Here is a 26,239-nt window from a genome sequence, read left to right as displayed (position 1 = left end):
ATCACCAGTCGATGACAAGGTCGGTGGCAGTCGTCACGTGATCCCCGCCATCTCGTCCATGTCCTCCAGGGTCTTACCCTTGGTCTCTTTGACGAACCGCGCGACGAACATCAGCGACAGAACAGCGAACACCGTGTACATGCCGTAGGCCACGCCGAGGTCGAACGACTTGAGACCGGGGAACGAGATCGTCACCGCCCAGTTCGCCGCCCACTGCCCGGCCGCTGCCAGGCTCAGCGCCGCAGCGCGGATGCGGTTCGGGAACATCTCCCCGAGAAGCACCCACACGACCGGGCCCCAACTCATGCCGAAGAAGATGACGAACAGGTTCGCAGCCACCAACGCGACCGGACCTGCGACGTCTCCGAGGACCGGATCCCCGCCGACGACGTCGGCAGTCGCGAAGCAGACCGCCATGGTGCCAAGCGTGATCGACATCCCCGTGGAGCCGATCAGCAGGAGCGGTTTGCGCCCGATCTTGTCGACGAGTGCGATCGCGACGATCGTGACGAGAACGTTGATCACCGAGGTGATCACGCTGATCATGAACGACTGGCTCTCGTCGAAGCCCGCGGCCTCCCACAGGATGTTGGAGTAATAGAAGATCACGTTGATGCCGACTGCCTGCTGAAACACCGACAGCAGTAGACCGATCCACACGATCGGGTAGACGCCGCCGGTCGGCCGGATCAGATCACGCCACGACGATTTGCGCTCGGTGGCGACGCTGGTCTGGATCCGGTCGATCGTGATCTCCAGGTCGTGCTCACCGAGCAGTCGAGTGAGGACGCGGCGCGCCTCCGGGATCTTGTGCTGCGAGATCAAGTAGCGAGGCGACTCGGGGATCGTGCTGGCGAGCACGCCGTACACGACGGCTGGGATCGCCATCACGATGAACATCCACCGCCACGCCGCCAACCCGAGCCACAGGTCTTCGCCCGCTCCACCCGCGAAATGCGCGAGGAGCCAGTCGACGAGCAACGAGGCGAAGATGCCGAGGACGATCGCCATCTGCTGCAGCGAGCCGAGCCTGCCGCGAAGTCGGGCAGGCGACGTCTCAGCGATGTATGCGGGGGCGATCACCGATGCGATGCCGACGCCGACGCCGCCGATCACTCGGAAGAAGACGAGCGTCCACAAGTTGTCGATCACCATGTCGCCGAGTCCCGCGCCGAATGCGCTGACGAAGAAGAACACGGCGGCGATCCGCATCACGCGCAGACGGCCTATCCGGTCGGCGATGCGCCCGGCGAGCATCGCTCCCGCGGCCGCACCGAGCAGCGCCGACGCTACCGCGAAACCCAAGTACAGGTCACCGACGTCGAAGTGGTCTTTGATCGACGAGTTGGCACCGTTGATCACCGCGCTGTCGTATCCGAACAGCAGCCCGCCGAGGGCTGCGACGGATGCGATCCGAACGACACCCTTCGCCGATCCGCCGCCGTCCCCATGGATCGATTCGATCTCGGGAGTCCCTCTGCCCTCTGCCATGCTCGGTGCCTCGATCTGTCGATGATGTCGTCGAGTCAGCGTAGATCTGCGGACACGGTCGCGGCGGGAGAAACGCTGGCGCGGCGCACTCCGCGCCCGGCCCGCGGTGTGTGGGAAACTCGTGGAATGCCAGCAGCCTCGCGTCTACCGCTTCGCACTCGCGCCGCGCTCGCCGCCGCAGCCTCCGCACGGTGGGCCTCGCGCACCGCCGGTCGCGGGAAGGGATCGATGATCGGCGGGCTCGTCGCCGAGAAGATCGACCCGCAGATCATGCGGCGGCTGGCCGCAGGGAAGAAGACCGCACTGGTGACCGGCACGAACGGCAAGTCGACCACGACACGGATGACTGCTGCGGCACTCGCGACACTCGGCGAGGTCGCCACCCAGGACGACGGCGCCAATATGGACGCCGGGATCATCGCGACGCTCAGCCTCCTCCCGGACGCGCAGTTGTGTGCTCTCGAAGTGGACGAGTTGCATGTGCCGCATGTCGCGGACAACACGTCACCCCAGGTCATCACCCTGTTGAATCTCTCGCGCGACCAGCTCGACCGTGTCGGCGAGATCAATGTGATCGAGCGCAGGCTCCGCGCCGCGGTCGTCGCCCACCCGGATGCGGTGATCGTCGCCAACTGCGACGACGTGCTCGTCACGTCGGCCGCGTTCGACTCCCGCAACGTCGTCTGGGTAGCGGCGGGGGCAGGCTGGGTCGGCGACTCGGTCGGGTGCCCACGTTCGGGCGAACCGATCATCCGTCGCGGCGACGACTGGTTCTCCAGCGGAGACCAGACCTTCCGTCGCCCGACCCCGCAATGGCGATTCGACGACGACACCGTATACGGCCCCAACGGTTTCCAGACACCGCTGGTGCTGAAGGTCCCCGGTCGGGCGAACCGCGGCAATGCGACGCAGGCAATCGCGACGGCGGTCGCGATGGGCGTCGATCCCGCTGTCGCGGCGCAGGCGGTCGGCACGGTCGGCGAGATCGCCGGCCGGTACGGCGTCCAACGACTCGGCGACCACCGCATCCGTACTCTTCTGGCGAAGAATCCGGCAGGCTGGCAGGAGGCGCTGTCGATGATCGACGAGGACGCCGACAGTCTGATCATCGCGGTCAACGGGCAGGTTCCCGACGGTGAGGACCTGTCCTGGCTGTGGGATGTGCGGTTCGAAGCATTCGAGAACACGACGGTGATCGCGGCCGGTGAGCGCTCGGCCGATCTGTCGGTGCGTCTGCTGTACGCGGGCGCCGAGCACACGGTGGTCGACGACCCGCTTGCCGCGATCAGATCGTGTCCTCCGGGGCGGGTGGAAGTCCTTGCGAATTACACGGCGTTCCGCGATCTGGCGATCGCGTTGGATCGTGCGGGCGCCGGGAGCGAAGCGAGCGGGCCCGATCAGCCGGGCGCCGGGAGCGAAGCGAGCGGGCCCGATGAGCCGGGCGCCGGGAGCGAAGCGAGCGGGAAAGGCGATCGATGAGCGAGTCGACACTGCGGATCGGTCTGGTGCTGCCGGACGTGATGGGCACCTACGGCGACGGCGGCAATGCGTTGATTCTGCGTCAGCGGGCGCGCATGCGCTCTCTGAACGCCGAGATCGTCGAGTTGACGTTGGAGGGTGACGTCCCCGACTCACTGGACGTGTACACGCTCGGCGGTGCGGAGGATGCAGCTCAACGCCTGGCGACCCGGCATCTGTCTGAGCACCCGGGTCTGCAACGCGCCGCGGAGAAGGGTACCCCGATCCTCGCGATCTGCGCGGCGATCCAAGTACTCGGGCACTGGTATGAGACGTCCGCGGGCGAGCGCGTCTCGGGTATCAGCATGTTCGATGTGACGACGACGCCGCGGGAGACCCGCGCGATCGGCGAGCTCATCACCGATCCCACGTTGGACGGCCTGACGGAGCCGTTGTCTGGCTTCGAGAACCACCGCGGTGCAACTGTTCTCGGCTCAGCGGCGAAGCCGCTCGGCCGGGTGCGCCACGGTGTCGGCAACGGCGCGAGCGAGGCGGTGGAGGGTGTCGTACAAGGCAGTGTGATCGGCACCTACATGCACGGCCCTCTGCTGGCTCGGAACCCGGAGTTCGCCGACTATCTGTTGTCGAAGGCGATCGGCTCAGAACTCGCACCGCTCGACCTCCCCCAGGTGGATCGTCTGCGGCGCGAGCGACTGGCCGTCGGCCGGTAGCCGAGGGCGCCTACTGCGCCCGAGTCAACGGCGCGGTGATCGGAGCCTGCGGAACCCGCTGCACACCGGTGTGTCCAGTGCGCAAGTACTGCGCGATCGCGGCGTCGAGAGGCTTGTTCGATCGGCCGAGCTGGCCGTGGTCCCCGCCGCCGACGGTGATGAGGTGCGCGCCCATCGCCTTCCTGGTCGCCATCGACGCACCGTACGGGGTCTGCGGGTCGCCGACGCTCTGGATCTGCAACGGTCGGACCGCGAGTTCGTTGCGCAACGGGATCAGCTTCGTGACGGGAGTGGTACCCGCGCAGCCGAGGCCTGATTTGTAGGTCAGGCCCGCCGTCTCGAAGACGTCGCCGGTGACGAGGTCCGTCAGCATGGCCGCCGGAGTCAGGAACGGATCCTTCGCCGACCAGTCCTCGTTGCACAGCATGAGCGACTGCATGTCCTGTGAGTTGGTGATGAAGTCCGTCATCGCCTTGGACGGCTTCTGCTGTTTGGTCTTGCCGGTCATCCGCAACGCGACCAGCGGCCAGTAGTTGCGGCTCGGCGCCACCTGCCGAGTCATACCGAGGAGCGGTGACGTCGCCTGCACCTTGCCGGTGGTGAGCGTTGCGACGAGGTTCTCGATGCGCGCTCGCGCGTCCGCCGTCAGGTTCACGCCGTCGATGTACTGCTGGGCAACGACTTTCAGACCCTCGGGAACGTCACCGACACGCGCAGGCGGAGCGCTGAACGACGGCGGGACACCCGCCTCGCGCTCCACTTGGGCGCTCCACCGCTGATACACGGCCAGCGGGGTCTTACCGAGGTGGTACACGTCGTCGTTATCGGCTATCCACGCCATCATGGCGTGCGCACGTGCCTTGTATCCCGCCGTCTGATCGGCCAGCAGTTCGCCCCAGGCGCGTTTGGGATCCATCGCCGAGTCGAGGACGAGTCGGTCCGTGTGCGACGGGAACAGGGTCGCGTATGTCGACATCAACCAGGTCCCGTATGAGATTCCGTAGAGGCTGATCTTCTCGACGCCGAGCGCCCGCCGTACTTGCTCGATGTCGCGGGCGTTGGTCTCGGTGGTCAGCGTCTTCGTGTATCCGGGTGTGTTCTTCTCGCAACGCTCACGGTTGAGCGAGCCCGCACCGCTGGACGCCTGCGATGTATCGGGCTTGTCGCACTCGACCGGTGTCGCCCCCAGCAGACCGCGTGGTTGGACGGCGACGAGGTCCCATTCCTGACGAATCTCCTCCGAGGGCGCGCTCGCAGTGAACATGCTGATACCGTCGCCGCCCGGGCCACCGGGGTTGCCGACGAGCACACCGCGCTTCGCGCCGGTGGCGGGGAGCTTGCTGACGGTGATCGAGATCGTCGGACCGGTCGGCTTCGCATAGTCGCGCGGGACACGGACCGTCGCGCATTGGGTGTCGGGGGATGCGCCGTGGATCGGGTCGCACGATCCCCAGTTCAGGGTCTGTGCAGCCAGAGCTCGGGGCGTGGCGTGTGTCGCGGCCGGAGCCGCCACGAGGAGTCCTGCTGCGACTGCGGTGGCGCCGACAACAGCCGATGCGCTTCGGGTTGAGCGGATGACGACGATCACTCCTCGGTGCGGGGGGTAGTTCACTCGGACTACATATACCGCACAGCGTTCGGGCGGGCTCGAGCTCATCGCTCCGCGCACGGCGGCGCTCAGCCGACGAACAGATCGGGGACACCCACCGAATCGACGAGACGACCGATCGCATCGGCGTCCCACACGCTCTCATCGGCCGGCCTGACGCCTGCGTCGACGAGCATGCCGATCGATCGGGCCACCAGCGCCGCGGACGATCCCGCCGATGCCATGTCACCGATCGCGAGCCCGCGCATCATCGCGACGACGACCTCTGCGAGCTCCCGGTATCCGACGACGGGCTCGAAGGCGAACAGCCCCAACAGAGTCCGATAGTTCGAGACCAGACGGTCGAGCACTCTCGACTCAGCGGACGCGACGGCTTCCCGAACCCGATCACGCCCCTCGCCTGCGGGCAGGGTCTCGGCGGCCATCGCCAGCCCGAGGTACAGGCGCCACCGTTCGATCTCCTCGCCGTCGGCGACTAGTTCGTCACACGCTGCTGCGATCACGGCGTCGCGCAGCACCGTCCGCCTTCCGTCGACTGTCGCGACGTCGGCGACGGCGCCAGTGATGACCGATCGGAGCGATGCGGTGGCGGCCCCGCCCCGTCGCCCGTCGATCGGAACCGCTCGGATCGCGAGATCGCAGAGGACGTCGAGGAGGAAGTCGTCCCGCCGTGGCCAGCATCGGTACGAGCCGGTCCGCGACACGTCGGCGTCGCGGACGGCGTCCTCGAGGCGCACGTGCTCCAGGCCGGATCCCAGGCCATCGCGCAGGACCCGCGCAACCGCGGCCTCGAGCACCCTGGCACGGGTCTGTTCGAGGCTCAGCCGGGGCCGCCGAGTCGGCGTCGGGGATTCCCCTGACTTCTCCCCCAATCTTGGTACTTCGTGTTCCAATCTCCTCGCCATATGCCTACGGTACTTCATGTACCAAGTTTGGTACTTCGCATACCAATATAGGAGTCATGATGTCTCAACTCACGACGAGGTCGGAACGCACCGACCGTGTGACACCCGTGTACGTCGCGGGCCTGCTCGCACTCGCCGTCGGACTGGCCCTGGTGGCGATCGACCAGTTCGTCGTCGGCTCACTCGACACCCGTCTGCACGAGATCTACGATCCGGTCGGAAAGTACGGCGACCCCGGCGCCCTATATGCCGCCCTGTACGGCATCGGCGTATTCGGTATCGCAGCCTGGTCGGCGGTCCTGAACCTGACGCGTAACGGCCGCCGGTCCGCGTTCAGGTGGAGTCTCACACTGCTCGCCGTCTCGACGCCCGTCGTTCTCGCGCCGGCGGTCGTCACCGAGTACGGCACGATGATCGTCCCGCTCGGGCTGTCGGCGGCATATGTCGCCGCCTGGCTGCTCGGCGTGATCGGCGTGGTCGCCCATTGGCGCACGCGAACGCAGGAACGGACAGGCGCCGTCTGGTGATGTCAGCCGAGCGGCCGCTGATCGATCCCGATCACCCGGCAGCGGTCGCGGGCGCCGTCGACTGCGTACCAGCCGTCCTCGAACTGCTGCCACGCAGCCAAGTGGCCGCGAGAGTCCTCGCCGTCGCGGGAGACGGTGCGCTCCAAGCGTTCCTGCGGCTCGGGTCCGTCGATCCAGTAGGCGGCCGTCAGTCTGTTCGCGACGGTGCGACGCGCTGCGGTCACACCCTCGATGATGAGGATCGGCCGCCAACGTAGCCAGACCGACGGACCGACGGACGGCACGCCGTCAGTCCATATCCGAGGCCGGTAGACGTAGTCGTGTCGCTTCTCGAAGGCACCGATCACGTCGCGTTCGAGCTCCGGCCACCACGACGCCGGGTCGTCCCAGGTCGCGAACTCGTCGGTACTGATGAGGACGGACCTGCGTCCGCGGTCGGCGAGCGCACGGACGAGTTCCGCGGCGAACGTGCTCTTACCCGACCCGGAGCGACCGTCGATCGCGATGACTCCCGCAGTCAGTCCGTCGCGCACCGCGATCTCGTCGGCGAGCCGAGCCCACCGCGCCGCCCAGTCGTGCGGCAAGGTCAGGCCAGGATCCGGCGGCCGGACAGTGCCCGACCGAGCGTCAGTTCATCGGCGAACTCGAGGTCACCGCCCATCGGCAGGCCGGAGGCCAGACGGGTCACCGACAGGCCCGGGAAGTCTCTGAGCATGCGCAACAGATAGGTGGCGGTCGCTTCGCCTTCAGTGTTCGGGTCGGTGGCGACGATGATCTCGCCGACGACCGAACCGTCGGACTGTTCGGCGAGCCGCTTGAGGAGCTCCCGGATCCGCAGTTGGTCGGGGCCCACACCCGACAGCGGGTCGAGGGCACCGCCGAGGACGTGATAGCGACCGTCGAACTCGCGGGTCCGTTCGATCGCGTAGATGTCCTTGGGCTCTTCGACGACGCAGATCTTGGTCGCGTCGCGACGCGAGTCGCTGCAGATGCGGCACAGCCGCTCAGCGGCGATGTTGCCGCACTCATCGCAGAAGGTGACGTCGTCGCGGACCTTGCCGAGGGCTGCAGTCAGACGATCGATCTCAGTCTTCTCGCCTGCCAGCAGGTGAAATGCGATCCGCTGAGCGCCCTTCGGCCCGAGCCCGGGGAGCTTCGCGAGCTGGTCGATGAGGTCCTGGATCGGTCCTTCGTACATGTGCAGTCAGCCGAGTCCGGGCATTCCGCCTGCGAGCGGACCCATCTTGTCCTGCGCGATGGTGTCGCGGTTGCGTGCGAGATCGGCGAGCGCACCGACAATGAGATCCTGCAGAGTGTCGATGTCGTCGGGGTCGACGACATCGCGTGCGATCTCGATGCCGGTCACCTCACCGACACCGGTGCCCGTCACCGTCACCAGGCCGTTGCCTGCCTGTCCGGTCACCTCGGTGTTCGCGATCTCGTCTTGCGCCGCGACTACCTTGGCCTGCATCTCCTGCACCTGCGCGAGGAGTCCGGACATGGGGTTGTCGCCGCCGCTACCGCCGAGCAGTGCACTGGGATCGAATGCATCAGTCACATGGTCCAGGGTAGTCGGTCGCGCTATCGGAGCAGTCGCTCGACGTGCTCGGCGAGTTCGTCGACGGTCGCGTCACCGTCGGTGACGACGGCGAACGAGATCACCTCGTCGCCGAACAGTCGTGCAGCCCTGGGGATCAGGGCGAACTCGAACCGGTCCCCGACGCGCCGCCATTGCGACACCGCTCCGTACACCGGTGCGCTCGCGCCCGTCGTCAGGCAGTACTCGTCTGCACGCGGCCCGCCCGGCAGGTCCCGCTGCAACTGCACGCAGGCATCGGACTCCTCGTCCAAGAAGACGACGGCCTCGCATCCGAGATCCGCGTGTCGCTGGTACGAACCGAGAATGGCCATATCGGCCAGCCTACCGACGTGCCTCGGCCCGGGCCTGGCGTCACGAGGCCGCGGGTGTCAGAGCGTTCGGCCGCTCGTAAAGCAGCGCCGTTCCCCGGTGAGCGGGTCGTCGAACGCCACGCTGTACGCGAGGAGGCGTAGCGGACGAGTGAAATCGTCCACCGAGGCGGCGACGCGCTCGCGATCGACCTCCGGGTACAGCGGATCATCGACGATAGGGGCCCCGAGGCCCGCCATGTGCAGGCGCAGTTGATGTGTTCGGCCGGTCGATGGCACCAAACGATAGATCCCGAGTCCGTCGTCGCGGACGGACTCGAGCGCGATGTCGCTGATCGCATTCACCGCGCCGTCGACGACCCGAGCACGCAGATCGCCCGCGCCCTTCTCGATGCGGTTCTCCACACGCGTCACGGTTGCAAGCGACGAATCGGCGGGCGCCAGCGCGCGGTACTCCTTGGTGACCCGACGATGCGCGAACAAATCCTGGTACGCCGCGCGTACGTGCGGACGACGCGTGAATAACAGGACGCCCGCGGTCAGCCGGTCCAATCTGTGAACGGGAGCGACGTCGTCGCCGAACTTCCTGCGCAGACGCACCAGAGCAGTCTGTGTGACGTGCGCGCCGCGCGGCATCGTCGCCAGGAAGTGCGGCTTGTCGACGACGATCAGCCGCTCGTCGACGTGCAGCACCGGCATCTCGAACGGGACCACGGGTTCTGAGGGCAGGTCCCGGTAGAGGTACACCGGGATCGGTCGCACGACCGGGGCGTCCGGGTCTATCGGGATGCCGTCGGCGTCGACGATCTCGCCCGCCTCGACGCGACGCCGCACGTCGTCGATGGACCAACCGGCCAGGACGGGAGCTCGTAGGAGAGTGTGCGCGACGGTCAGGTTCTCCTCGCCGACACGAAGAACCACCCGGGTGGCGTCGACGCCGTCCCGGGTGGCCAGAGGTTTGACGCGTCTGCGCCCCCTCCTGCTCAGATCACTTCTCGAGACGAGATTTCAAGTTGCCGAGCAGCTCGGTCTGGATCCGGTTGAGCCCCTTGGGGGCGAACGTCTTCTCGAAGAAGCCGCCGATGCCGCCCGCACCCTGCCAACTGGTGGTGGTCTCCACCTGTGCGGCGTCGCCGACCGACGTGACCGTGTAGGTGGTCACCATCGTCGAGTTGCGGTCGGTCTCGGTGATGCGGTCACCGGCGACGGTGATGTCGGCGAGGACATCGCGCGAACGCTTCTCGGTGGCCTGCAGGATCCAGTGGACGACGGTTCCTGCACCCTGACCGCCTTCGTCGACGCGGTAGTCACGGTAGTTGGACGGCAGGATCGTCGGACGAACCTGCGCGTAGTCGGCGAGTGCGGCGAAGACCGTCTGTGCCGGTGCAGCTATCTGAGCGGTGGTGGTAGCGGTGACCTGTCCCACGGTGGGTGACTCCTCTTCATGGACTTCTTGCCGATGTGGGCTCCGGCCGTCCGCGGCCCGAACCCGTGCGTGAACCACGGTACTGGGGTTGGGTCTAGCCTGGTCCTGTGGCTGTCAATCGTCTCGAGTATCAAGGCTCGGAATTCACCGATGCGGTGCAGCGGCTCGTCGCCAGTTATGCCGCGATCCCGGAGGGATCGACCGTCCGTCTCGCGAAGAAGACCTCGAACCTATTCCGCAAGCGTGCCGACATCGACGTACCCGGCCTCGACGTGTCTGGCCTGGGCCGAGTGATTTCCGTCGACCCCGCCACCGAGACCGCGCAGGTCGCAGGCATGTGCACCTACGAGGATCTCGTCGATGCGACGTTGCGGTACGGATTCGCCCCGACGGTCGTTCCCCAACTCAAGACGATCACGCTCGGCGGAGCCGTCACCGGAATGGGCATCGAGAGCACGTCATTCCGCAACGGCCTCCCTCACGAAGCCGTCCAGGAGATTGAGATCCTCACCGGCGCAGGAGAACTCGTCGTCGCACGACCAGACAACGAGTACCGCGACCTGTACTTCGGCTTCCCCAACTCGTACGGCACCCTCGGCTATTCGGTGCGTCTGGCCATCACCCTCGAAGAAGTCAAGCCGTTCGTCGAGCTGCGCCATGTCCGGTTCACCGATCTGCGCACCCTGCAGGAGACGATGACCGCGATCGCCGACGAGGGCGAATATCAGGGCGAGTCCGTCGACTACCTGGACGGCGTCGTCTTCAGCGGCGACGAGAGCTACCTCGTCCTGGGCCGGCAGACCGACGAACGAGGTCCCGTCAGCGACTACACCCACGGTGAGATCTACTACCGGTCGATCCAGCACGACGACACCGAGAATCCGAAGCGGGACCGTCTGACGATCCGCGACTATCTGTGGCGATGGGACACCGACTGGTTCTGGTGTTCGCGTGCATTCGGCGCACAGAATCCGAAGGTTCGCCGTTTCTGGCCGAAGAAGTACCTGCGCAGCAGCTTCTACTGGAAACTCATCGGCTACGACCACCGGTGGAACATCGGTGACCGACTCAACGCACGGAAGGGCCTACCGGCCAACGAGCGTGTCGTGCAGGACATCGAAGTCCCGATCGACGCCGCAGCCGACTTCGCCGAATGGTTCCTCGCCGAAGTACCCATCGAACCGATCTGGCTCTGCCCGCTGCGTCTGGCCGAGCCGTCCGCGGACTCCGACAGTGCGCAGCCCTGGCCGCTGTACCCATTGGAGCGCGGCCGCACATACGTCAATTTCGGGTTCTGGTCCGCCGTGCCCGTCACCCCTGGCAGCCCGGGGCACACCAATCGGCGGATCGAGAAGAAGGTCGACGAGCTCGGCGGACACAAGTCGCTGTACTCGGAGTCGTTCTATCCCGAAGACGAATTCTATGAAATGTATGGCGGGGCCGCGTACCGCGAATTGAAGTCGCAGTACGACCCGAAGGGACGGCTCCTCGGCTTGTACGAGAAGACGGTGAAACAGAAGTGAAGCTAGCGAACATCTTTGAGAAACTGGTCGGCCAGGAACTCAACATCCGGATCACGGCGTACGACGGCAGCTCCGCCGGACCCGAGAACGCCGAGTACGGACTCGATCTGAAGACGCCGCGCGGGACCACCTACCTGGTGACCGCACCCGGCGACCTCGGCCTCGCCCGCGCCTACGTCGCCGGCGACCTGGAGTTGACCGGCAATCATCCCGGCGACCCGTACGACACGCTGCAGGCATTGGCGAGCGACCTCAAGTTCACCAAACCGAACCCGCTGGAGATGGCGCAGCTCGTCCGCGATCTCGGCGTTGAGCACTTCAAGCCGATCGCGCCGCCGCCACAGGAGTCACTCCCGAAGTGGCGACGGTATGCCGAAGGATTCCGGCACAGCAAGGACCGCGACGCCGAGGTCATCAGCTACCACTACGACGTCTCGAACCGGTTCTACGAACTGGTCCTCGGCGACTCGATGACATACACGTGCGCCGTCTACCCGAACGCGGACGCCGGCCTCGACGAGGCTCAGGAGAACAAGTACCGGCTGATCTTCGACAAGCTGCGGTTGAAGCCGGGCGACCGTCTCCTCGACATCGGATGCGGCTGGGGCGGCATGGTCCGATACGCGGCCAGGAAAGGTGTGCACGCACTCGGCGTCACCCTGTCGAAGGAGCAGGCCGAGTGGGCGCAGCAGGCGATCATCGATCAGGGGCTCACCGAGTTCGGTGAAGTCCGCCACAGTGACTACCGCGACGTCACCGAGACCGGGTTCGACGCGATCTCGTCGATCGGGCTCACCGAGCACATCGGTGTCGCCAACTACCCCAAGTACTTCACGTTCATGCACGACAAGGTGCGCGAGGGCGGCATGGTCCTCAATCACTCGATCACGCGTCCGGACAACAGTGCCCGCAGCAAGGCAGGCCCGTTCATCGACCGTTACGTGTTCCCTGATGGCGAGCTGACGGGCAGCGGCACGATCATCTCCAAGATGCAGAACGTGCCAGGCCTCGAGGTGCTGCACGAAGAGAACTTCCGCAGCCACTACGCGATGACGTTGCGCGACTGGAACAACAATCTCGTCAACAACTGGGACGAGGCCGTCGCCGAGGTCGGTGAGGGCACCGCACGCCTGTGGGGCCTCTACATGGCCGGTTGCCGAATCGGCTTCGAGCGCAACATCGTCCAGCTCCACCACGTGCTGGCGACGAAGCTGCCGGCCGACAAGACCGACCTACTGCCGCTCCGCCCCTGGTGGCAGCCGTAGCAGTCCGCCGCTGAAGCGGCGAACTCGGACCCCGGCTATTCCAGCGGGCGGGCTCCCAGCTCGGACGTCATCAAGTCGACGGCCACCTGGTGTGGATCGAGCCGAGGGTCCGCGGCCGTGCTCTGGGCCTGCGCGACCATCTCGTCACGTTCGGAATCGGTCAGGTCCTCGTCTGCGGTGAGCGGCTCGGGTTCGGGTTCCGGCTCAGGCTCCGGTTCGGGAGCCTGCTCCTCTCGCGGACGACTCGGCCTGGTGAACGTCTGACGCGGTTTGCCCTGTTCGCGCGGAGTGGCCGCCGCCCGCGAGGACGACGGACGCGGGGTATCCGGTGACGCTTGCACCACGCTAACGCTGTGCCCCGGACCGAACACCTCAACGACCGCGTTCGTCAACGCGCGCAGTCCACGCTCGTCGGACAGTCGGCCGACCAGCGCCGTGTGCGGGTGACCGAGCACGATCTCGGTTCCCACGACGTCGTGGACCGCCGCAGACGACAGCATCGCCTCGAGCACCGTGCTCTGCAGGCGCACCGCGGCGCGGATATCGGGCCACCGCGCCGACACCGACTGCACGGTGAGACCGTCGGCAACCGGCTCCGGCGCGGATTCGGGTTCGACTGCCGGTTCGGCTGCGCGGCGCGGCGCCTCGTACGGCTCGGGCGGGATGTCGGTCGGCGGCTCCGGCGGCAGCGGGATGCCGTCGTCCGGCTCGGACGCCGCAGCGGCCTCGCGAGACGGTCCCGGCAGCGACGGTTCGCGGCGAGGCTCGGGCGCGGCGGGCTGGTGGCGCTCTGCCTGCTGGGGGTCTGCCTGCGGGGGCTCCGGAGCTGTCGGCTCGGGCGCACGGACCACTGGCGCCGCGGGCTCGGGCCGGGTCGGCTCAGACTGCTCAGGCTGGGTTGGCTCGGGCTCGGGCTTGGCCTGGGCTTGAGCCACCGTCTCCTTGGCTTGGTCGGCAGCCTTACGTTGCGACGGCCGAACAAAGCGCGACTCCTGCCCGTCTGCAGCCAGAGCACCCGGCGCGGCCTGCGGCGATGCGCTCGCCGCGGGGCCAGAACCGGCGGGACGTCGCTCCAGCATCTCGATGCGTTGGAGCAGGGCTGCGTCGTCGGCGGACGCTGCGGGCAGCAGCATCCGCGAGCACATCACCTCAAGGAGCAGGCGGGGTGACGTCGTACCCCGCATGTCACCGAGTGATGCGTGGGCTACCTCGGCATAGCGCGTCAGGGTGCCTGCCCCGAGATGGTCGACGACGGCTTTCATTCGGACCAGTTGATCGTCTGGCGCTTCGACGAGTCCGCGTTCGGCGGCGTCGGGCACGGCCTGCAGCAGGATGAGGTCACGGAAGCGGTCGAGCAGATCGATGGCGAAGCGCCGCGGGTCGTGCCCGGCATCGACGACCCGCTCCACGACCTCGAACAGAGCGGCGCCGTCGTTCGCGGCGAGCGCGTCGACAGCAGCATCGATGAGTGCCGAGTCGGTGACGCCGAGAAGGCTCAGGGCTCGGTCGTAGGTGACGCCATCGTCGCCCGCACCCGCGAGCAGTTGGTCGAGGATACTCAGCGAGTCACGTGGAGATCCGCCGCCTGCACGGATCACCAGCGGGTACACCTCAGGCGCGACGAGGACGCCTTCTTGCGAGCAGATGCTCTCGAGCAGCCCGCGCATCACCGGCGGAGCCAGGAGTCGGAACGGGTAGTGGTGGGTCCGCGACTTGATCGTGGTGAGCACCTTCTCGGGCTCGGTGGTCGCGAAGATGAAGATCAGGTGTTCCGGCGGTTCCTCGACGATCTTGAGGAGCGCATTGAAGCCGGCCGAGCTGACCATGTGCGCCTCATCGATGATGAACACCCGGTAGCGCGATTCGGCCGGCGCGTAAAAGGCGCGATCGCGGAGGTCTCGGGTGTCGTCGACGCCGCCGTGACTGGCCGCGTCAAGCTCGACTACGTCGAGGTTCCCTGGGCCGCCCGGACCGAGGGACACGCACGACGAGCAGGTCCCGCACGGTGTCGACGTCGGCCCTTCAACGCAGTTGAGAGACCGCGCGAGGATGCGTGCCGACGACGTCTTACCGCAGCCTCGCGGACCTGAGAACAGGTATGCGTGGTTGATGCGCCCGGTGTCGAGGGCTCGGCTCAACGGCTCGGTGACATGCTCCTGGCCGACGACTTCGGCGAACGTCGCCGGGCGGTACGTGCGATAGAGGGCCACATGTGCACACTACCGGCGGTCACCGATAGCGGTGACAGGCGGATCGGTGCTCGCAGGCGGGCACAGGCAGAGCCCGATCGTGGCCGTCGCGACCACGACGAGGAGCACGTTGTACGGCTGTACCGCGAACCAGCCGATGACGTCCCAATCGTGCTTGAAGAACAGCCCTGTCAGGTATGCCTCTTCGACGCTTCGGTTGGCGTACCAGATCGGGTAGGCCAGATGCGTCCTCCACGCTGCGGTCGCCAGGATCCCGAGAACGGTCAGGACTCCGATGAGTCCTCTTCGCCACCGGCCGGCGCCGTCGATCAGGTGGTGGACGGCTACGACGAGCAGCGGGACGGCCCACACCCAGTGGTGCCCCCACGAGACCGGGGACACGGTGCAGGACGCCATCCCGACCAGCGAGAGGGCGAGCAATTCCTGTCCTCGGCGGTGCGCGAGGACGGCTGCGGTCATGACGAGGGCGAGGACCACGATCGCCGATGCGATCCAGATGACGGTGCTCGGATGATCGGTGCTGTAGACGTTGGCTATGCCGCCGCGGATCGACTGGTTGCCGACGGTCTGCGGCGACGACACCCGGTCGGAGTCGAAGACGGTGTCAGTCCAGAACCTCCACGAGGCACTCGGCATCACGATGAATCCGAGAGCCACTGAGCTGACGAATCCGCCGATGACGCCGACGACGGTCTTCCATTGCCGGATCGCCGCGTAGTAGACGACGAACAACATCGGCGTGAGTTTGATGCCCGCCGCCAGCCCGGCGCCAACACCGCGAAGGCGGCTACCCTCGGGGCGGACGAGGTCGGCGACGATGAGCAGCATCAGGAACACGTTGATCTGCCCGAACCAAATCGTTGACCGCACGGGTTCCAGGAGGGCGGACGCCGCGACGAGCGACGCGGCCACCACACGGAGTCGCCACGTGAGGTCGTGGCCGAGGCTGCGGAACCCGAGGACGATCACCAGGTAGAGGGCGACGAAGATCCCGGTCGTCCACACTGCGTGTGCGGTCGCCGCCGACATCAACGCGAACGGAACGAACAGCGCCATCGAGAACGGCGCGTACGTGAAGTCCATCTGACCGAGGAGCTTGGTGTCGTACAGGTCGCCGCGGTCGAGGACGACTTGTGCGCCTGCGCGGTAGACGTCGAGGTCGAGGAAGTTGTCGAAGAGACCCCAGTAGGGCGTGCTGTAGGGGACGATGACGTACTGCAGCCACAGCGACAGGGCACCCGCGATCACGAACCCGATCAGCGCGGGCGTCGAGCGTTCGAGCTTCACATGGTCCTGCCTACTGGGTGTCGAGCAGGACCTCGGTCGCGCTCAGCAGTGCACAGGTCGCGACACCGTCCATCGCGGTGCGCAGTTCGTCGGTCGTCGGGAACGTCGGCGCGATGCGGATGTTCCTGTCGTCCGGATCCGTCTTGTAGGGGAAGGCCGATCCTGCTGCGGTGAGCGCGATTCCGGCATCTTTCGCGAGTTCGATGGTGCGAGCCGCGGTGCCGTCGACCACGTCGAGGCTGATGAAGTAGCCGCCTTCGGGCGTCGTCCACGAAGCGATCTTGGCTGCGCCGAGTCGGTCGTCGAGGATGTCGAGGACGAGTCGGAACTTGGGCGCGATGATCTCGCGGTGACGCGCCATGTGGGCGCGGACTCCGTCGGCGTCGCGCAGGAACTTCAGGTGGCGCAGCTGGTTGATCTTGTCGGGGCCGATGGTGGCTGCCGAGATGTGCTTCACGTACCAGTCGAGGTTGGCCTTCGACGATGCGAAGGCCGCGACGCCCGCCCCGGCGAAGGTGATCTTGCTGGTGGAACCGAACACGTAGACGCGGTTGGGATTGCCCGCCTCGTCGGCCATGTCGAGGATCGGCAGCGGAGCAGGCGCACTATCGACGAGGGTGTGGACCGCGTACGCGTTGTCCCAGAAGATGCGGAAATCGGGCGCGGCGTCGAGCGCGAGGAGGCGGCGGGCGACGTCCTCGGTGACGGTGTAACCCGTCGGGTTCGAGTAGGTGGGGACCAGCCACATGCCTTTGATGGACGGGTCTGCGGCGAGCAGTTCGGCGCAGGCTTCGACGTCCGGACCGTTGGGGTTCATCGGCACGTTGATCATCTCGATGCCGTACAACTCTGTGATGCCGAAATGGCGGTCGTAGCCGGGGACCGGACACAGGAACTTGATGGGCTCGGCAGACCACGGACGCTCGGAGTCGACGTTGCCACGCAGGAGCGAGAACACGACGATGTCGTGCATCACTTCGAGGCTGGCGTTGCCGAGGGCGATGGTTCGGTCGGCCCCGGTAGCGAACAGGTCGCCGAACAGTTCGCGGAGCTCAGCGAGTCCGGTGACGCCGCCGTAGTTTCGGCAGTCGGTTCCGCTCGGGGTGAGGTAGTCGTCATCAGGCATGGACAGCATCGGAGTCGCCAGATCGAGCTGGTCGGTGCCCGGCTTCCCGCGGGTGAGATCGAGTTTCAGGCCTGCAGCGCACAGCGTTTCGTAACGCTTCTGCAAGTCTTCCTGGGTGTGGCGGAGTTCTTCGACACTCATCGAGTGAAAGTTCAACGTGAACCTCTCGCGCAAGCCAGTCCCGGCTGCAACTTTGTATACGCCTGGAAATAGGGGATCCCGCGCACCCGAGAGAGCCCGTTGACCCTTGCTGCCTTCCGGCCCTGGGGGAGTTCACAGGATGCACGCCGCGCGGGATCCGTAAACCAGTGTAGCGGTCGCGTTTTGTGATCGGTAGCCGGTACCGGCTAGCATCCTCGGTGGAGGATTCGCCTAGTGGCCTATGGCGCTCGCCTGGAACGCGGGTTGGGTTAATAGCCCTCAGGGGTTCGAATCCCCTATCCTCCGCCAAAGCTGTGGACCCCGCCTGAGGAACGAAGGCGGGGTCCACAGCTTTATTTGGTTGAGCGGATTCGCCGAGGAGCGTGACGGCTCCCCGATCCTCCGCCATGGAACCCGCCCGGTACCGGGGACTAACGTCGGCGTCGGGCGGTTCGTTCTTAGGGCCACACACAGTTTCTGCGACACGGCGACCACTGACGCCCAGGAGTAATGTTCGAATCCATGACCAGCAGTGCGCACCTTGCCACGGCTGGATTGGGGGAATCCGGAACCTTCCCCGTATGGGCTTGGCTGTGCTTGCCCATCGCTTGGCCAGTCATCGCGTTCTTCGTACTTTCGTGGCTCGCACTGGTCTACTTCGGCTTGTCGTCAGTCAGCGAATCGAATCTGCCGACGCCGGAGCGCGTCGTCTGGTGTGCGGCAGTGATGCTTCTCCCATTCGTCGGCTACCTATTCTGGCTGGTCTATCTCTGGCTGTCGCCGAGGGCATGACAGTCACCCGTTCACCTAGGCCAACGCGAGATACGGGGCGAGCGCCAACAGCGCCACGACCAGCATGATCTTCAGGACCCGTGTCGGGAGCGCGTGTGCGATTCGCCAGCCGACGAAGACGCCCGCCAACTCGGGGACACCGATCAGGACAGCCAGCACCCAGTCGACGTTGCCCTGCGTCGCGTAGCCGACCGAGCCGACGACGGCGATCACAATCGACTGCACCTGACTCGCGGCCAACGACTCCAGGACCGGTACTCCGCAGGCGATCAGAGCCGGCACCGCCAGCATCGGTCCGCCGATACCGATGATCCCGCTGAGTACGGCCACCGCCAGGCCGAGTCCGATGATCACCGTCGTAGGCGGGTGGTGACCCGCTCCCTCGCCGCCGTCGTGTCTGTCGCGAACCCAGATCAAGGCTGCCGCCGCCGTGACGAGAATGGCGAGCACGATTCCGAAGACACGTTCGGACACATACGCGTTGATGACTACGCCAACCGGTGTCCCGACCGCCGCGGCCGCAGCGAGTAGTAGCGCGGTCCGCCGGGTGTGGGCCAGACGGAGCTGACCGGATTTGACGAACGCCGCAGATCCGGCGAGTCCGGTCGCGACATGCGTGAGGATGGCAGTTCCCGCGACGACCGGTGCCGACAGCCCGGTGAGCGTGAACAGGCCGACGGTCGGGAGGACCCCACCCGGCCCAAGCGCCGTGATGCCGATGCCGCCGAGGAGACCGAGCACCATCAGAGCCACCGCAGTCAGCCCACCGATATCAACCACACCGGGGACCCTTCCATACAAGGCGCGATCGGGCGGAAGCGACTCCAGCCGCTACCGAACTCGCTACTGCGAGCCAGGTGACCACGTACCGGTAACGCGGCTCGTAGCGAGCAGTCAGGGTTTGACGGCCAGGCACGATGACCTGGCCCGTCACTCGGTCGACGATGCCTGGTGGTGATGCAGTCCCAGCCATCCGCGCAGCCATATCGTGAAGCGACTCTCGCTCGGCGGTGGGAGCTCCGTCTTTGCCGAATACCATGTGAATACGGTGTCGAGGAAGGCGACCAGAGGCACGGCGAGCAGGCCGTCGTACAAGAAGAAGATCAGCAGGAAGATGGCCAACAGTCAGACGACGAGGTTCGTCGGGAGAACCGGATTCACTAGGCACGACGCCGAGTAGATGCGACCCGATCAACGCCACGCGCAATTGCAGCTCCGGGTCGGCATCGGCGTCAAGGGAGCCGAGAGCTTGGGCTGTGTGGGTCTCGGCCTCGCTCGACCAGCAGGTGGGACTCGACCAGTAGATGAGGCTTAGCTGGTGACGGTGACGGCGGCGCGCGCGATCGCCAACTCCTCGTTCGTCGGAACCACCAGGACGGCGACCGGGGAGTCGTCTGTAGAGATCAGTCGAGGCTCATCGGAGCGGACCGCGTTGCGTTCGGGGTCGATGACCACGCCGTAGCGATCCAGGCCGGCCAACGAGTCGGCGCGCACGGGTGCGGCGTTCTCTCCGACGCCCGCGGTGAACACGATTGCATCGACCCGCCCCAGTTCGATCATGTAGGCGCCGATGTACCGACGCAGACGATGCAGGTAGACGAGGTAGGCCTTGGCTGCGGCGTCGTCGCCGGCCTCGACCCGTTCGAGGATCGCGCGGAAGTCGTTCTCCCCGCACAGCCCCTTCAACCCCGACTTCTTGTTGAAGAGCACATCGATATCCTCGATCGACATGTCGGCGACTCGCGCCAGATGGAACACGATGCCCGCGTCGATGTCGCCGGTCCGCGTCCCCATCACCAGGCCCTCGAGCGGGGTCATGCCCATCGTCGTGTCGATCGGGACGCCGCCTCGGACCGCCGACGCCGACGCTCCGTTGCCCAGGTGGAGAACGATCTGGTTGACGTCGCTCGACGCGCGAGCCAAGAACTCGGCGGCACGCTGGGACACGTACTCGTGGCTGGTTCCGTGGAAGCCGTACCGCCGGATCGCGTACTTCGTGGCGATGTCCGCGTCGAGAGCGTAGTGCGCGGACTCGTCGGGCAGGTGGCTGAAGAAGGCGGTGTCGAACACTGCCACGGCTGGTACGTCGGGCAGCAGCGCGGTCACCGCGTCGATGCCGGTCAGGTTGGCCGGATTGTGCAGGGGGGCAAGCGATGAGATCCGCTCGATCTCCGAGCGCACCCGCTCGGTGATCAGTGTCGGCTCGAAGAAGCTGCGGCCACCGTGCACCACGCGGTGCCCGACCGCGGCCAGCCCCGATTCCGCTACGTCGACGCCGTCCTCGGCGAACAGATCCACGACCATCGCGATCGCCGCCTCGTGGTCGGGCAGCGGCAGTTCACGTCGGACCTCGGTGCCGCGGTACCAGTGCTTGATCGACGAGGCCTCCTCCCCGATCCGCTCGGCGAGGCCGTCGGCGATGACCTCTTCGGTCTTCGGGTCCAGGACCTGGTATTTGAGTGACGACGAACCGGCATTCACCACGAGAACGGCTCCTTCGATAGCCTCACTCATGCGTCGGCCCTTTCGTGATGTTCTGCGCCTGGATGGCGGTGATCGCGACGGTGTTGACGATGTCGGACACGAGAGCGCCGCGCGACAAGTCGTTCATCGGCTTGTTCAAGCCCTGCAGCACCGGCCCGATCGCGATCGCACCCGCACTGCGTTGGACCGCCTTGTACGTGTTGTTGCCGGTGTTGAGGTCGGGGAAGATCAGCACCGTTGCACGGCCGGCGACCGGCGAATCGGGCATCTTCGTGGCCGCCACACTCGGCTCGATCGCGGCGTCGTACTGGATCGGCCCCTCGACGAGCAGTTCCGGCGCGCGTTCGCGGACGAGTTCCGTTGCCGACACGACCTTCTCGACATCCTTGCCCGATCCGGAGCCGCCGGTCGAGTAGGAGAGCATCGCCACGCGTGACGAGATACCGAACGCCTCGGCGGTGCGGGCCGAGGAGACCGCGATGTCGGCGAGTTCCTCCGCACTCGGATCGGGGACCACCGCGCAGTCGCCGTAGGTGAGGACCTTGTCGGCCAGGCACATGAAGAACACACTCGACACGGTCGAGACACCGGGCACCGTCTTGATGATCTCGAATGCGGGGCGGATCGTCTGTGCGGTCGTATGAACGGCTCCCGAGACCATGCCGTCGACGCGACCGGTGTGCAGCAGCATCGTGCCGAAGTACGACTCGTCGCGCACCACCTCCAACGCCCGCTCACGCGTCATCCCCTTGTGCTTGCGCAACTCGGTGTAGGTGTCGGCGAACTCGTCGGCCAGTTCGGACGACGACGGATCGATGACGTCGACGTCGGTGAGGTCGATACCGAGTTCGTTGCCGCGGCGACGTACCGATTCCGGATTTCCGAGCAACGTCAGCTTCGCGACGCGGCGGCGCAGCAGCCGGTCGGTGGCGCGCAGGATGCGGTCGTCGCCGCCTTCGGGCAGCACGATGTGCTTGACGTCCGAGCGCGCCTGCGTCATCAACTGGTACTCGAACATCTGTGGGGTGACGACCTCAGGGACGTGCAGGTTCAGCTCATGGACGAGTTCGGTCGCCGACACGTGCCGCTCCATCAACGCCAGCGCGGCATCGATCTTGCGCACCGATCCCGACGACATGCGGCCACGGGTGTGTGACGCGATGCGCGCCGTCTCGTACGTGCCGTGCTGACTCATCAGGATCGGCAGGGTCGGATGTAACCCCTTGACGAGGCCTTCGATCATCGGATGCGGACGCATGCCGCCGTTCATGACAATGCCTGCCAATCGCGGGAAGCCCTCTGCCGCATTGGCGTTGACGAGTGCGAGCAGCACGTCCGACCGATCGGCCGGTGCGATCACGACCATCGACTCGCTCAGCCGCTCGAGGATGTGTTCGACAGTCATGCCGCCGACCATCACCTCGAGTGCCTCTCGATCGAGCAGATCGGCGTCACCGCTGTATAGGTTTGCGCCCAGTGCGTCCGACAACTCGGCCATCGTCGGCGCCGTCAGCAGCGGGTCCTCCGGCAACGCCCACGCACGGACACCGGTGTCGCGCAAGGCATTGGCTACGTCGATCAACGACTCCGGACTGCACCGGTTGGCAACGACACCGACCGTCGATGCGTGCGAGGTCTTGATGTCAGCCATCAACATCTCGGTGAGCGACCGGATCTCGGCAGGCTCTCGGTCGAGTGCCTTGACGACGAGGATGATCGGTGACGACAGGTTCGCGGCGATCCGCGCGTTGTAGCCGAGTTCGGACGGCGACGCGATGTCCGTGTAGTCCGACCCGATCACCAGCACGTTGTCGCACTGGTCGGCGACGGTGTGGAATCGCGCGACGATCTCACCGATCGCGGCGTCCGGGTCGGCGTGCACATCGTCGTAGGTGACGCCGACGCAGTCCTCGTACGGAATGTCGACGGACGAGAACTGCAGAAGCATGTCCAAGATGAAGTCCCGCTCGCCTGCCTCGGACCGCGAGATCGGGCGGAACACGCCGACACGTCCGCCGGTAGCCGCGAGCAGGGCGAGGACCCCGAGTGCGACAGTCGATTTGCCGGTGTCGCCTTCGGCCGATGCTACGTAGATGCTGCGGGCGCCAGAGCCTGTCATGACGTCCAGCCTATCGGTCATCGAGTTTCGATCACCGCACGACGGCGCGCACCACGAGGTCGGCCACGTCCTCGTCGGACATCGCGCTCCCGGGAACCAACATGCACGAGTAGACCACCCGCACCAAGAACTCGGCGGCGGCACGCGGATCCGGGTACAGCGCAGCCGCTTCCGCATCGGATACGTCGACGATGCTGACGTCGACGACCCGCTGGACGAGGCTCGGACGTTCCCGGTCTGTCGAGATGATCGCCCGGACGACCTCCTCGGGTTCCTCGCGCAGAACGTACTGCAGGGCCTCGTGCGCGCGGATGTACTCGAGTGAACCGATGACACGAGCTCGCACCTTGCCGGCCACATCGGACTCGTCGGCGCCCCACTCGACCAGGTGCTGCCGCAACTGATCGAGTTCGTGCGAGACGATCGCGTCGACCAGCGCTTCACGCCCGCCGAACATGCGGTACGCGGTCGCACGCGCGACTCCGGCATGTCGAGCGACCGATGTCAGGCTCAAGGCCTTCGCGCCGAAACGCGACACCAGGCCGACACCGACTTCGAGCATTCGGTCACGATCCATGGGAAAACGTTATCGAACGCAGGGTCTGCGTGTATCCGAAGCCTTCCGTGTAGTCACTCCTGGATGTGGACGGCCGCTTCTTCGGCACTCGCGCCCGCACCGTCGACGCCCGCGTCGAGACCGTACGAGGTGGAGTCCTCCTCCACGGAGACGAGTCGGCCCGACCGTTTGTCGCCCGCGTCCTCCTCTTCAGGGAAATCCGGGTCGTAGTCGCCGTCGGCGGACGCGTCCGGCTCCTCTTCGGAGAGCCGCTCGTCGAGGGTGTCGTGCTCGTGTCCGGCCGGTTCGTAGTCGGGCGGTGAGTACCCGCGGTCGAGTACGTCGCCGACCTCCTGATCGAGCAGCGTGTCCTCCGGCTGAAGCTGGTCACTGTCGTCGGCGGAGTACTCGTCGCCGAAATCGTCCGAGTCAGTCATGACTTCAGACTAGGTCGTCACCGCCGCCACGACTCGTAACTGCGCGGATCGTCGATCGGCTCGATGTGAATCGTGCACCGAAGATCTTCGACGGCCCGGCGCAGCGTCTCCTCGACGTCTTCGGCGAGGTCGTGTCCGCGACGCACAGTCCAGTCCCCGGGTACCAGCATGTGCATCTGGACGAATCGCAGGTGCCCGGCCTCCCGCGTGCGCACGTCGTGGAAGTCAACGCCGCTCGTTCGGAAGCCGTCGAGCACTTCGTCGACGACGCCGCGCTCAGCGTCGGGGATCACCGTATCCATCAGTCCCATCGTCGAATCACGCACCAGGCGCCAGCCAACGACGATGATGTTGATCGCTACGGCGATCGCGACGACGGCGTCCAGCCGCGACCACCCCGTCACCGCCACGAGGCCGACCCCCACGATCACCCCGGCAGTGGTCCACACGTCGGTCAGCAGATGCTTGCCGTCCGCCTCCAACGCGGCCGACCGTTGCGACCGACCGACCGACATCAGCTTCCAGGCCACCAACCCGTTGACGCCGCTGGCGATCACCGAGATCCCGAGGCCGATGCCGACCGCGTCGAGTTCCTGAGGATTGATGAGTCGCTCGATCGCCGAATAGCAGATGAACCCGGCGGCGGCGACGATCATCGCGCCCTCGGCGACCGCCGACAGGTACTCGCTCTTGGAATGCCCGAAGTTGTGGTCGTCGTCGGACGGTCGGGCCGCGATCCGCAGTGCGATGAACGCACCGACGGCGGCGACCAGGTTGACGACCGACTCGGCGGCGTCCGACAGCAGACCGACCGATCCGGTGATCCACCAGGCGACCGTCTTGAGCGCGATAGTGACGATCGCCGCCGCGATCGACAGCACCGCCCAGCGGCTCAGATCCTGTCGCTGCGTCATGCCTCCAGAGTGTCATTCACGCGCCGGATCCGCCTCACCTGAATGAGCGCAGCCGCCGGGACACCCGCTCCAGATCTGCCACTCGCGGCATGACAGGGTGCCCGTTCACCCGCGCAACAGTGTGATTCAGGGCACAATGAAGCCATGCTCGACGAGTTGAACTGCCACGCCCGAGACCTGTACGACGCGGGCGAATTCGACAGCGCGCTCGCCGATTACTCCGTCCTCCGTGAGATCCGGTCCCGCAGAGAAGGCCCCTACTCGGTGAAATACCTTGCCGCCCTGCATGACTGCGTACGGTGCATGTCGCAGCTGGGGCTGTGGACGGATTCGGATCTGCTGTGCAGCGAGCTGCACGCCAAGTACGTGCGCACCCATGGCCGCGGCGGGAGTGACACGGTAGACGTCGCCCGCCACTGGGGGTGGGCGATGGTCCACCTCCATCAGCGCGACCCGGTCGCGGCGCTATGCATCACGACCGCCGACGCGATGTGGGACTCCGACCGACCGGGCGCAGACCGTCTGCTCGGCGCTGCGGCCGCGCAGTCGTACGGGTCGACCGAACTCGCCGACACCGGCCTCGTCGACGGCGTCTCGCTACGGCACGCCGAAGAACTCGTCACCGCTTTGGCCCGGTGGACCCGGGCACTCACCGACGACGGTGCTCGCACGTCGGTGACAGCGGACTCGCTGTCACCGCAGGTCATCGCCGCCTAGGCTTCGATCCGCTGGTCCGCAGTCTCCTCATCCGCGAGTCGCGACCTCCGCTTGGCTGGCAACGTCAACAGTGTCGCGACGCTGACGGCGATCAACATGATCGCCAGGATCCACAGGATGGTGCCGAGCGTCGCGACGGCCGGAAGAACGATCATCGCGATACCGGCGAGGACCGACACGATGCCCGACAAGATCACCAGCCACCGCGGTGCGATGTAGACCGACATCCGTGCACCGAACAGGTCCTGGAATCCGGAGAAGATCCATCCGACACCGATGAAGATGCCGAGCAGCGTCAGCGACTCGGCAGGACTGAGGATCGCCAAGACACCCGCGGCGAGCACGATGACCCCGAACACGGCGAGCAGCATCCGGCTCCCGAACGGCGCGGAGGTCGTCGCGAACGCGACGAACAGCCGCAGGAGACCGGTCACCACCAGCGCCGCACCGAACAGGACCGCGACGACAGCCAACGTCGCGCCCGGCCACACCAGCGCGACGACGCCGAGCGCGATGCCGACGACAGACGTCGTGATCAGAAACGAACGAACGGCGTTGACGGCTGCGTCAGGCAGAGCGGACGGGGCAGAGTTGACAGTCATACGCCAAGCGT

General features: G+C 66.2%; 27 protein-coding genes, 1 tRNA gene and 1 other RNA gene. 8 read left to right on the top strand and 21 right to left on the bottom strand.

Going from position 1 to position 26,239, the window contains the following annotated elements:
* Positions 1-33: 33 nt before the first annotated feature.
* Entirely contained in the window at positions 34-1,491 is a 1,458-nt protein-coding gene (locus ACTIMF_RS09735) for a sugar porter family MFS transporter (RefSeq protein ID WP_442350087.1), read from the bottom strand.
* Between the two features lie 126 nt (positions 1,492-1,617).
* On the opposite strand from ACTIMF_RS09735, the gene ACTIMF_RS09730 reads away from it, so the two are divergent.
* Together ACTIMF_RS09730 and ACTIMF_RS09725 are read left to right on the top strand one after the other, a co-directional pair.
* Positions 1,618-2,970, top strand: a complete 1,353-nt coding sequence (locus tag ACTIMF_RS09730; protein ID WP_442350086.1) for a MurT ligase domain-containing protein — start codon at positions 1,618-1,620, stop codon at positions 2,968-2,970.
* Positions 2,967-3,680: a type 1 glutamine amidotransferase gene (locus ACTIMF_RS09725; protein WP_442350085.1), complete on the top strand. Its 714-nt coding sequence runs from the start codon at positions 2,967-2,969 to the stop codon at positions 3,678-3,680. Before ACTIMF_RS09730 ends, ACTIMF_RS09725 begins: the two co-directional genes overlap by 4 nt.
* A gap of 10 nt (positions 3,681-3,690) precedes the next feature.
* Here the strand turns inward: ACTIMF_RS09725 and ACTIMF_RS09720 are convergent, their stop codons facing one another.
* On the bottom strand, positions 3,691-5,292 hold the full coding sequence (locus tag ACTIMF_RS09720; RefSeq protein ID WP_442350084.1) for an alpha/beta fold hydrolase: 1,602 nt from the start codon (positions 5,290-5,292) through the stop codon (positions 3,691-3,693).
* A gap of 65 nt (positions 5,293-5,357) precedes the next feature.
* A complete protein-coding gene (locus ACTIMF_RS09715; RefSeq protein ID WP_442350083.1) occupies positions 5,358-6,086 on the bottom strand; it encodes a hypothetical protein in 729 nt (242 codons plus the stop codon).
* Between the two features lie 164 nt (positions 6,087-6,250).
* On the opposite strand from ACTIMF_RS09715, the gene ACTIMF_RS09710 reads away from it, so the two are divergent.
* A complete protein-coding gene (locus ACTIMF_RS09710) occupies positions 6,251-6,721 on the top strand; it encodes a hypothetical protein (protein ID WP_442350082.1) in 471 nt (156 codons plus the stop codon).
* A 2-nt stretch (positions 6,722-6,723) separates the two neighbouring features.
* Here the strand turns inward: ACTIMF_RS09710 and ACTIMF_RS09705 are convergent, their stop codons facing one another.
* The 6 genes from ACTIMF_RS09705 to ACTIMF_RS09680 form a co-directional block, all read right to left on the bottom strand.
* The gene (locus tag ACTIMF_RS09705; protein WP_442350081.1) at positions 6,724-7,305 is read right to left on the bottom strand and encodes a uridine kinase family protein; all 582 of its coding nucleotides are present in this window, start codon (positions 7,303-7,305) and stop codon (positions 6,724-6,726) included.
* A 2-nt stretch (positions 7,306-7,307) separates the two neighbouring features.
* A complete protein-coding gene (gene recR / locus ACTIMF_RS09700) occupies positions 7,308-7,919 on the bottom strand; it encodes a recombination mediator RecR (RefSeq protein ID WP_442350080.1) in 612 nt (203 codons plus the stop codon).
* A 6-nt stretch (positions 7,920-7,925) separates the two neighbouring features.
* Positions 7,926-8,279: a YbaB/EbfC family nucleoid-associated protein gene (locus ACTIMF_RS09695; protein ID WP_442350079.1), complete on the bottom strand. Its 354-nt coding sequence runs from the start codon at positions 8,277-8,279 to the stop codon at positions 7,926-7,928.
* Positions 8,280-8,302: 23 nt separating this feature from the next.
* Positions 8,303-8,632 (bottom strand): hypothetical protein, encoded by a 330-nt coding sequence (locus tag ACTIMF_RS09690; protein WP_442350078.1) that lies wholly within the window; start codon positions 8,630-8,632, stop codon positions 8,303-8,305.
* Positions 8,633-8,689: 57 nt separating this feature from the next.
* Positions 8,690-9,550 carry a pseudouridine synthase gene (locus ACTIMF_RS09685; RefSeq protein WP_442350077.1) on the bottom strand — a complete coding sequence of 287 codons (861 nt, stop codon included), beginning with the start codon at positions 9,548-9,550 and terminating at the stop codon, positions 8,690-8,692.
* Between the two features lie 67 nt (positions 9,551-9,617).
* Positions 9,618-10,055 carry an SRPBCC family protein gene (locus ACTIMF_RS09680; RefSeq protein WP_442350076.1) on the bottom strand — a complete coding sequence of 146 codons (438 nt, stop codon included), beginning with the start codon at positions 10,053-10,055 and terminating at the stop codon, positions 9,618-9,620.
* 107 nt (positions 10,056-10,162) lie between these two features.
* Between ACTIMF_RS09680 and ACTIMF_RS09675 the strand changes: the two genes are divergently transcribed.
* Positions 10,163-11,578 (top strand): FAD-binding protein, encoded by a 1,416-nt coding sequence (locus ACTIMF_RS09675; protein WP_442350075.1) that lies wholly within the window; start codon positions 10,163-10,165, stop codon positions 11,576-11,578.
* The gene (locus ACTIMF_RS09670) at positions 11,575-12,843 is read left to right on the top strand and encodes a class I SAM-dependent methyltransferase (protein ID WP_442350074.1); all 1,269 of its coding nucleotides are present in this window, start codon (positions 11,575-11,577) and stop codon (positions 12,841-12,843) included. The genes ACTIMF_RS09675 and ACTIMF_RS09670 overlap by 4 nt, the downstream gene beginning before the upstream one ends.
* A 35-nt stretch (positions 12,844-12,878) precedes the next feature.
* Here the strand turns inward: ACTIMF_RS09670 and ACTIMF_RS09665 are convergent, their stop codons facing one another.
* The 4 genes from ACTIMF_RS09665 to ffs form a co-directional block, all read right to left on the bottom strand.
* Positions 12,879-15,053 carry a DNA polymerase III subunit gamma and tau gene (locus ACTIMF_RS09665; protein ID WP_442350073.1) on the bottom strand — a complete coding sequence of 725 codons (2,175 nt, stop codon included), beginning with the start codon at positions 15,051-15,053 and terminating at the stop codon, positions 12,879-12,881.
* A 9-nt stretch (positions 15,054-15,062) separates the two neighbouring features.
* Positions 15,063-16,340, bottom strand: coding sequence for a glycosyltransferase 87 family protein (locus tag ACTIMF_RS09660; RefSeq protein WP_442350072.1), 1,278 nt, complete (start codon positions 16,338-16,340; stop codon positions 15,063-15,065).
* A 10-nt stretch (positions 16,341-16,350) separates the two neighbouring features.
* Complete coding sequence (locus ACTIMF_RS09655; protein ID WP_442350071.1) at positions 16,351-17,622, bottom strand: aminotransferase class I/II-fold pyridoxal phosphate-dependent enzyme; 1,272 nt, start codon at positions 17,620-17,622, stop codon at positions 16,351-16,353.
* Positions 17,623-17,674: 52 nt separating this feature from the next.
* Positions 17,675-17,769, bottom strand: an RNA gene (gene ffs, locus ACTIMF_RS09650) — signal recognition particle sRNA small type.
* A 58-nt stretch (positions 17,770-17,827) separates the two neighbouring features.
* Between ffs and ACTIMF_RS09645 the strand changes: the two genes are divergently transcribed.
* Positions 17,828-17,916: transfer RNA gene (locus tag ACTIMF_RS09645), tRNA-Ser, on the top strand.
* Between the two features lie 213 nt (positions 17,917-18,129).
* Positions 18,130-18,399 carry a hypothetical protein gene (locus ACTIMF_RS09640; protein ID WP_442350070.1) on the top strand — a complete coding sequence of 90 codons (270 nt, stop codon included), beginning with the start codon at positions 18,130-18,132 and terminating at the stop codon, positions 18,397-18,399.
* 15 nt (positions 18,400-18,414) lie between these two features.
* Here ACTIMF_RS09640 and ACTIMF_RS09635 read toward each other — a convergent pair whose 3' ends face one another.
* The 7 genes from ACTIMF_RS09635 to ACTIMF_RS09605 all read right to left on the bottom strand — a co-directional run bounded on the left by ACTIMF_RS09635 (position 18,415) and on the right by ACTIMF_RS09605 (position 24,909).
* Positions 18,415-19,179: a sulfite exporter TauE/SafE family protein gene (locus ACTIMF_RS09635; protein WP_442350069.1), complete on the bottom strand. Its 765-nt coding sequence runs from the start codon at positions 19,177-19,179 to the stop codon at positions 18,415-18,417.
* Between the two features lie 150 nt (positions 19,180-19,329).
* A complete protein-coding gene (locus ACTIMF_RS09630) occupies positions 19,330-19,521 on the bottom strand; it encodes a hypothetical protein (RefSeq protein ID WP_442350068.1) in 192 nt (63 codons plus the stop codon).
* A gap of 189 nt (positions 19,522-19,710) precedes the next feature.
* On the bottom strand, positions 19,711-20,913 hold the full coding sequence (locus tag ACTIMF_RS09625) for an acetate kinase (RefSeq protein WP_442350067.1): 1,203 nt from the start codon (positions 20,911-20,913) through the stop codon (positions 19,711-19,713).
* Entirely contained in the window at positions 20,906-23,002 is a 2,097-nt protein-coding gene (gene pta / locus ACTIMF_RS09620; RefSeq protein WP_442350066.1) for a phosphate acetyltransferase, read from the bottom strand. Before pta ends, ACTIMF_RS09625 begins: the two co-directional genes overlap by 8 nt.
* 31 nt (positions 23,003-23,033) lie before the next feature.
* A complete protein-coding gene (locus ACTIMF_RS09615) occupies positions 23,034-23,579 on the bottom strand; it encodes a TetR/AcrR family transcriptional regulator (protein ID WP_442350065.1) in 546 nt (181 codons plus the stop codon).
* Positions 23,580-23,632: 53 nt separating this feature from the next.
* Positions 23,633-23,995: a DUF5709 domain-containing protein gene (locus ACTIMF_RS09610; RefSeq protein ID WP_442350064.1), complete on the bottom strand. Its 363-nt coding sequence runs from the start codon at positions 23,993-23,995 to the stop codon at positions 23,633-23,635.
* A gap of 17 nt (positions 23,996-24,012) precedes the next feature.
* Positions 24,013-24,909, bottom strand: coding sequence for a cation diffusion facilitator family transporter (locus tag ACTIMF_RS09605; RefSeq protein ID WP_442350063.1), 897 nt, complete (start codon positions 24,907-24,909; stop codon positions 24,013-24,015).
* A gap of 144 nt (positions 24,910-25,053) precedes the next feature.
* Here ACTIMF_RS09605 and ACTIMF_RS09600 point away from each other — a divergent pair, with 144 nt between their 5' ends.
* Entirely contained in the window at positions 25,054-25,626 is a 573-nt protein-coding gene (locus ACTIMF_RS09600) for a hypothetical protein (RefSeq protein ID WP_442350062.1), read from the top strand.
* On the opposite strand, the gene ACTIMF_RS09595 is transcribed toward ACTIMF_RS09600, so the two are convergent.
* Entirely contained in the window at positions 25,623-26,228 is a 606-nt protein-coding gene (locus ACTIMF_RS09595) for an HdeD family acid-resistance protein (RefSeq protein WP_442350061.1), read from the bottom strand. The genes ACTIMF_RS09600 and ACTIMF_RS09595 overlap by 4 nt on opposite strands.
* Between the last annotated feature and the right edge of the window lie 11 nt (positions 26,229-26,239).

It is taken from the genome of Gordonia sp. (in: high G+C Gram-positive bacteria), assembly GCF_052106715.1.
Lineage (GTDB): Bacteria > Actinomycetota > Actinomycetes > Mycobacteriales > Mycobacteriaceae > Gordonia.
The sequence above is the reverse complement of the archived record's forward strand: the minus strand, read 5'-3'. Positions and strand labels throughout refer to the sequence as shown.